This window comes from Bacteroides sp. CAG:633, assembly GCF_000435115.1.
Taxonomy (GTDB): Bacteria; Bacteroidota; Bacteroidia; order Bacteroidales; family Bacteroidaceae; genus Bacteroides; species Bacteroides ndongoniae.
Genome location: NZ_FR883053.1, coordinates 1 through 7903 on the forward strand (window position 1 = coordinate 1; position 7903 = coordinate 7903).

Below are 7903 nucleotides of genomic sequence, written 5' to 3' on the forward strand. Positions count from 1 at the left end.
AAGATACCTTTCTTCATTTCACCACCGTACCAAGTGTTCAGGATAACCTGTTCGTTAGTCTTCAGGTTGAATACAGTAGCTGTTTCAGAGTTCAGGCCCAGTTCCTTGTAGTTGTCAACCTTAGCCTTGGCTGCGTTGAATGATACGAAATCAGGTTCACCGTAGTTGGCCAGTTCTTCTTCTGTCGGACGGATGAACATGTTCTTTACGAAGTGAGCCTGCCAAGCAACTTCCATGATGAAACGTACTTTCAGACGAGTTGCAGGGTTGGCACCGCAGAATGTATCCATAACGAACAGACGCTTGCCGCTCAGCTGTTTAACAGCTTTAGCCTTCAAGTCAGCCCAAGCTTCTTCAGAGCAAGGTTTGTTGTCGTTCTTGTATTCGTCAGAAGTCCACCATACAGTGTTTTCGCTGGCTTCATTCTTAACGAAGAATTTATCTTTAGGAGAACGTCCGGTATAGATACCAGTCATTACGTTCACAGCGTTCAGTTCTGTTACCTGACCTTTTTCGTAGCCTTCCAGACCAGCTTTGGTCTCTTCTTCGAACAATACTTCATAAGACGGGTTGTGGAGAATCTCCTTTACGTCTTGAATACCGTACTTGCTTAAATCTAAATTTGCCATTTCTTTTTAAGATTTTAAAAATTGGTATTTTTGTGAATAATCTCTTTTTACCTTTATCTTTACAAGGGGAGGGGAGTCCTCGTCAGAATCCGTTGTCCGTCCCAGGGCGGTTTCGGATAAGTCCCTTGTTTTTCGACTACAAAAGTACGATTTTCTTTCGAAAGAAAAGTCCTATTGGAGAAATTTTTCTTTAATTGGACTTCTTTTATAAATCCATAACAATATCTGCTAACTGAATGTTGCAAAACGGATAAAACTGAGGCGTTTTTTGCTGTGTGTACATTGCAGACTGTTGGTGTCCAGCGTGTAAATTGGTTTCGGGTGGGGTGAAACGTTGGTTACTGTCGGGTGAAGGAAGGTTGGAATGTATGATGTTTCACCACAATAACCTCAGATACAGTAGCTTGCGTTGAAACGTGCAGAAAAGATATGAAATGGCTGTGAAACGTCACCTTTCACCGCATCTTCCTATGTATCAGCTTTGAAGAAGCCGGGTGAAAGGATGAAGGATGTGAAGCAAGAAACAGAAAACGTGCTGTGAAGGGATACAGACGGGGTTGAGCGGTGCAAGTGTGGCTCGTGAGCGGTACAAGTGTTGTTCACCAGCCATGCAAGTGTAGTTCGCACGTCATGCTTGCACAGTCTGTGCACCGCAACAGCCCGCAAATATTACGCAATATGTCGTCAATAATCCCTTTTCTGCAACATTTAAGGGCAAAAAGGCAGGTTGAACCTGCCCGCGGTACACAAATAAAAGAAAAGAAAACAAAACAAAACAAAAGCATAGCATACCCCCTCCTTCATAGTTCCCCCGAAAGCGTGGGAACTGCCGGAACGGCCCGGAGGCCGTGGAGGAGGCTTAGGCTTTCAACGCTTCTTCATCACGCTGTTCACCACACGGACGGTAGAGACGAGCTTGTTGGTCGAGGTAAAGACGTCCACGTTCCAGACATGCGACGAGCGTCCCTTGTGGACGATGGTACCCACGGCCCGCACCGTATCGCCTTCGAGTGCCGACGAAATGTGATTGCCGCTCACCTGCATCCCCACGACCATCTCGTCGGGTTGGCAAAGAATCATCGAGCCCAGTCCGGCCACCGTCTCGGCCAGTGCCAGTGTGGCTCCTCCGTGCAGAATGCCGAAAGGCTGCCGCGTACGATGGTCCACCGGCATAGTAGCCTCCACACGATCCTGATCGGCGTAGGTGTACTGTATTCCCAGATTACCCATCAGGGCGTGGCGTGCCTGAGCGTTCAGCTGGTCAAGGGGAACATCGCCGATGCGCACTTCGGCCAGTATCATTTTCTCGACGGCTGCTGCTACACCGTCTTCCTCGTTCGAGGCAGTGATGTAGTCGGCACAAGCCTTCACCGAGTCGGGTGCCTGCCCCATGGCTACGCCCATGCCGGCCAGCTGAAGCATGGCTACGTCGCACGTACCGTCACCGATGGCCATTACTTCCTCGCGCTTCACGCCCAGATGTTCGAGCAGGGCACCCAGCGTATTGGCTTTATCAACCGAGCAGGGCACTACCTCCAGGAAGAAGGGTTCGGAGCGGAATACGTCGAGCACGCCACTCAGACGTTTCTTCCAGTGCTCTTCAAGGGCTACCAATGCCGCTTCGTCGTCGCTCACCAGCATGCACTTACACGGGGCAAAGTCGATGGCGGTCGAGAACTCTTCCTCCTCTATCACGACCAAGTCGTTCAGTTCGGCTTCGTCCAGCACATGTTCGTCGTCCGAGTTGTTGGTCAGAATCAGGTTATCGTGGTAAGTAAACAGGGCAAAGCCGTTCTTCCGGGCTTTCTTCTCCAGGTAAGGCAACATTTCGGGGTTGATCCGGCGTTCGAAAAGTATCTCTCCGTTCTGTGCATTGATAATCTGGCAACCGTTGTACGACAGGATAAATCCACCGTAATTGCCCAGTTCCAGGGTTTTGGCCACTTTCATCAAGCCGTACGACGGACGACCCGATGCCAACACCACACGCACGCCCATCTGCTGTATCTTCAGCAGGGCCGACAAGGTACGCTTCGTAATCTCCTTTGCGTCGTTCAGCAGCGTACCGTCTACATCAAGAACCAATAGCTTGTACTTCATGGCAATAAAGATTTAATGGTTTCCTCTATTGGGACACAAAGTTAAGGATTTGAACGAGATAAACAATTTTCTTTACGCTTTTTAAGGAGGGACGAGTTGGCAAGTTGACGAGGGACAAGTTAACGAGGAGACAAGGAACAAGAGACAAGGCTACAGACAACAAGAGCACTTCCTATGTACTCCTCGTCAACTCGTCCCTTGTCAACTCGTCAACTAATAAAACAAGTACACCAGCCTCGTCACCAACAGCAGTGCCACTCCACCCAATGCCCAGTAAACAGCACGTGCCGTAGGGCGATACAGTGCCCTGCAAAGCAGGTAGATGCATACATAAATCATGATCAGTTCTGCCACATGCAGCCTAATGCCGTCAATCGACGAACCCGGCAACGACTCTATCCAGCGCAGTCCCTCGTTTTGCAAGCGCACCAGCACCCGAAGTCCCTCGGCCAGCGGTTGTTGCAACACGGGGAAAGGCGTAAGCAGCAGTACGCCCACCGCTACATACAGCACCAGCGACACCAGCGGAATCACCCATAAGTTAGTCAGCAGAAAATGGACAGAAAACCGTCCGAAGTAGAATGCCACCAGCGGAGCCGCCCCCACCTGTGCCGCCAACGAAACCGCCAGCAATCCATACACCCATCGCAGGAAACGGTTGCCGAATGGGCACAGCGACCACAATCCCGGCATCAGCAGCAGAATAGCCGCCACTGCCGAGAACGACATCTGGAAACCTACGTCGAACAGCCAGCACGGACGCCAGCACAGCATCAGGAATGCAGCAACAATCAGCGCGTCCATCGTCAGCACCTTCTCGGTACGCAGGCCCACCACCACAAACAGCGAACACATCAGCACCGCACGCACCACCGACGACGAAAGCCCCGTCAGGAAAGCAAACGCCCACAACAGCCCCACAGCTACCAGCGACAGAAAAGGCTTCAAACGCCTCCACCGCTTCCATAAGGGTACGAAAAACACAAGAATCAACGCATAGATGAAACCGACGTGCAGTCCCGAGAGTGCCAGTACATGACTGGCTCCCGATACGGAATACGTTTCCATAAGTTCCTTGCTCAAATCGGTCTTGTCGCCCAGAGTCAGCGCGGAAAGCACCGCCAACTCATCGCCTGCAAACCCCAGACGACGATAGATGCCCAGCAACTCTTCACGCAGGTCGAGTGCCTTCTGCCGCAGGGTACGTTCCGAGGAATGCCCCGTCTTTATCCACTTCCCCGCAGGCACATAGGCCGTACCACTCACACCGTTGTGTTTCAGGTAGCGGGCATAGTCGAACCCGGCCGCCACACCCTCGTTGGAAGGAGGTTTGAGCCGCGCTCTTACCCACAGCGTGTCGCCCCGCTGCAAGGCAAGCGAAACGGAATCTTTAGCTATATAGAACAGAAATTCAGGTCTCCCGTAGCAGAGCGAAAGCGTATCACCCCTCGCCTCGGCCAGCAACCTGGCCCGGCACATGACGGTCTTGGGCTTCGGTTCGGGAACCTCAGTCAGCAGAATCTGGCAGTCGGAAATTCCGTTTCCGACGTCGTAGTGCGTAAGCTTCAGTTGTTGCCCCATCAGCAGAAAGCCAATGGCAAACATCGTCGCATAAACCACCAGTCCGAAAAGAACTCTGCCAGAACGTCGCAGGCACACCATCAGCAGCACACATGCCACCCCTACTGCCAGGCTGACGTCCGTCCATTGCCACGACGGGCAATAGTCGGCACACGCGATGCCAGCCATCAGCATTACCAACAGCCGCAGGAAAGGATGTCGCCGCCAGACAGACGACATTTACAGCCGCTTTAACGAACGGATAGCCTCTTCCTGATCGGGAGCTGCAAACACGGCACTGCCCGCTACCAGCACATCAGCACCGGCAGCTACCAGCCGCGCACCCGTTTCCAGATTCACGCCGCCATCCACCTCGATCAGGGCATCCGAACCCGAAAGTGTAATCAGTTCGCGCAACTCACGCACCTTATCCACCGTATGTTCGATGAACTTCTGTCCGCCAAAGCCGGGATTGACACTCATCAGCAGCACCATATATACGTCGTTGATGATGTCCTTCAGCATGCACACCGGAGTAGCCGGATTGATGGTCACCGCCGGCTGCATACCCGCCTCACGAATCTGTTGCACCACGCGGTGCAGATGGGGACAGGCTTCGTAGTGCACGTTCATCACGTGTGCGCCCAGTGCCTTTACTTCGGGAATGAACTTCTCGGGCTGCACTATCATCAGATGCACGTCCAACGGTTTGCGTGCCAGCTTGGCAACGTACTTCAGCACGGGGAAGCCGAAAGAAATGTTGGGCACAAACACACCGTCCATGATGTCGATGTGCACCCAGTCGGCTTCGCTGCGGTTCAGCATCTCAATGTCGTCCGCCAGATAACCGAAGTCGGCAGACAGGATAGAGGGAGAAATAATCGGTTTCATAACACAGTCATAGTATCTCTAAAGGTTCTGTTCTCTGTTTCATCTCACGAAGCGCGCCTCGTCCGTCAGCCGGAAGCCGCGCAGCAGTTCGTCGGTCTTCAGCCGTTTCTTGCCGGGAAGCTGCAAGGCGCAGATGCCCACAAATCCGTCGGCTGCCGCCACGCGGATGTAGGTCTTGCCGTCGGTCTGCAGCGTACCGGGCTCCAGCGAATGGGGCGTCATGATCTTTTCCGTCTGGAAGATTTTCACTACGACCGGTTCGCCTTCCGGCAGTTTCAGCTCTGCCCATGCGGCAGGATAGGGCGAAAGGCCGCGCACAAAGTCGTAGATGCGCTTCACCGGCTGGTTCCAGTCGATGCGGCATGTCTCCTTGAAGATTTTGGGAGCCGGTTTCAGCTCACCTGTCACGCCCATCTCTTCCTGCGGGATGCTGTGGATGCTGCCGTCCAGAATGGCGTCCACGGTTTCGGTCACTAATTTACCGCCCAACACCATCAGCTTGTCGTGGACGATGCCCACGTCGTCGGTATCGGCTATGGGGACGCGCACCTGCTGGATGACTTCGCCCGTATCAATCTCGTGCTTCAGGAAGAAAGTCGTGATGCCCGTCTCCGTCTCGCCGTTGATGACTGCCCAGTTGATGGGCGCCGCGCCACGATATTGGGGCAGCAGGGAGGCGTGCAGGTTGAAGGTTCCCAGGCGGGGCATGTTCCACACCACTTCGGGCAGCATGCGGAATGCCACCACAATCTGCAGGTCGGCCTTCCAGGCACGCAAGGCGTCCAGAAACTCCTCGTTCTTCAGTTTCTCGGGCTGAAGCAGGGGCAGGTTGTGTTCCAGCGCATACTGCTTGACGGGCGAGTATTGCAACTTGTGTCCGCGACCGGCAGGCTTGTCGGGCATGGTGATGACGCCCACTACGTTGTAGCCGCCTTCCACCAGGCAGCGCAGGGCCTCCACGGCAAAGTCGGGAGTACCCATATATACAATGCGTAAATCTTCTTTCTTCATTTGTCTAAGGATTTTAGGGGCAGCCGCAACAGGTGAAGCCGCTTTAGTTACCCGCAAAGGTAGGCAATTCTTCCTTATCGTCAAAGATTTATCTTTAGAATGGTGAATGGTGAATGATTAATGGTTAATGAAGGGGGATGGTGAAGCAGAAAAGCGAAAAAAATATAAGAAAGATATTGATATATAATGATAAAATCTTATTTTTGCGATTAGTTCATAGCACACAAATCTGATATTTATGGCAGAAAAGCACTCTGTAATAAGCACAACGCGTATGGCCAGCTTCGCAAACAAAGAGCAGCCTTCCCCCCTTTACTGGCAAAGGGAGGTTTCTTGTGTGCCCTTTTCCATTCATCATCCATCCAATAAGTCAGCTAAGAATTTGGATATGTGTGGAATTTGTGTAAACACACACACACACACACACATTCTCACCTGACGTTAGTCGCGCGCGTCAATATACCTTATTATTATATATATGCAAGGGCGGAAACTCTTTATTCGGGAGTTTTCCGCCCTTTTCTGTTGTTTCTCGCTGCACTTGGGCGGGGAAAATGAAGAACAGGAAAATGAAGAATGAAGAACGAAGAATGAAGAATTTATTAACCATTTACCATTAATCATTAACCATTTACCATTAACCATTTACCATTAATCCATGATAGACTTGAAAAAACTGATTGCGACCGCATTGTTGTCGCTGTTGCTGCTCCCGGCCATGGCGCAGCAGGGGGCAGGCATAAGCCCGGCCGAACCCCGTTTGTCCCTGCGGGCGAATCTGCTGCGCTGGGCATCCCTTACGCCCGATCTGGGACTGGAGTGGCGCATCAACCCCTCGTGGGGCATACTGGTCAGTGGCTCGTGGACCGCGTGGAGCTGGAGCAACCNACCGCGTGGAGCTGGAGCAACCGCGACCGCCGCTATGCGCTGTGGGAAGTGATGCCCGAGGCGCGTCGTTATGTCGGCAAGGAGAAGCGCGGCTATTTCAGCGCGATGTTCAAGACGGGCGAGTTCAACTACAAACTATCTGAAACTGGCAAGCAAGGAAGCCTGACGGGCGGCGGACTGACGGGCGGCTATCGGATGAGGCTGACCGACGCACTGGTGCTCGACTTCTCGCTGGCCGTGGGATACCTGAAGGCCGACTACGACCGCTACGAGGTGGTCGACGGCGTGCGTGTCTTCCGTGGCACGAAGACCCGTAACTGGTGGGGACCGATTGACGCGGGGGTGACCTTGGGATGGAGAATTAAATGAAGAATGAGGAATGAAGAATGAAGAATTAAATGAGGAATGAGGAATTGAGTGGTATGAAGAAGATATACTATATGATAGGTGTGGCAGCCATGTTGCTGTCCGCTTGCGTGAAGAACACGCTCTACCGCACGCCCCACCCCGACCGGGGAGCTGTCACCATCAGCCTGACGGGACTGGCGGCTACTGACGATTATGTGATGGACATCGACGGGCAGACGGCCGACATCGACGGTTCGCCCTTTACCTGCCCGTGGCTGCTTGCGCCGGGAACGCACAGCCTGGTGGTCTACAACCGTGCCGAGGGCTTCACCTTCGACGGACGGACAGCGCGGGTCAATGCCCCCGGCGGCATGAGCCGTGCGGACGGTGCATCCGTCATTCCCCTGCCGGGCTACCTGAAGACCGCCTGCCGGGAGATGACGGTGGCTGCCGACGACACGCTGCGCGTCAGCCCC

General features: G+C 53.3%; 5 protein-coding genes and 2 pseudogenes. 2 read left to right on the forward strand and 5 right to left on the reverse strand.

Annotated features, from left to right (window positions below; translation table 11 throughout):
• From QVP67_RS06710 to fmt, 5 genes are all read right to left on the reverse strand, one after another.
• Positions 1-629, reverse strand: a 629-nt coding sequence (locus QVP67_RS06710) for a phosphoenolpyruvate carboxykinase (ATP) (protein WP_288179986.1), incomplete at its 3' end; no start/stop codon positions are given.
• 867 nt (positions 630-1496) lie between these two features.
• Positions 1497-2729 carry a Cof-type HAD-IIB family hydrolase gene (locus tag QVP67_RS06715; RefSeq protein ID WP_022162800.1) on the reverse strand — a complete coding sequence of 411 codons (1233 nt, stop codon included), beginning with the start codon at positions 2727-2729 and terminating at the stop codon, positions 1497-1499.
• 213 nt (positions 2730-2942) lie between these two features.
• The gene (locus QVP67_RS06720; RefSeq protein ID WP_022162801.1) at positions 2943-4529 is read right to left on the reverse strand and encodes a ComEC/Rec2 family competence protein; all 1587 of its coding nucleotides are present in this window, start codon (positions 4527-4529) and stop codon (positions 2943-2945) included.
• On the reverse strand, positions 4530-5180 hold the full coding sequence (gene rpe / locus QVP67_RS06725) for a ribulose-phosphate 3-epimerase (RefSeq protein ID WP_022162802.1): 651 nt from the start codon (positions 5178-5180) through the stop codon (positions 4530-4532).
• 39 nt (positions 5181-5219) lie between these two features.
• Complete coding sequence (gene fmt / locus QVP67_RS06730; RefSeq protein WP_022162803.1) at positions 5220-6191, reverse strand: methionyl-tRNA formyltransferase; 972 nt, start codon at positions 6189-6191, stop codon at positions 5220-5222.
• A gap of 760 nt (positions 6192-6951) precedes the next feature.
• On the opposite strand from fmt, the pseudogene QVP67_RS06735 reads away from it, so the two are divergent.
• Positions 6952-7448 (forward strand): annotated as a pseudogene (locus QVP67_RS06735) (DUF3575 domain-containing protein); the annotation flags it as partial.
• A 53-nt stretch (positions 7449-7501) separates the two neighbouring features.
• Positions 7502-7903, forward strand: a pseudogene (locus QVP67_RS06740) (hypothetical protein); the annotation flags it as partial.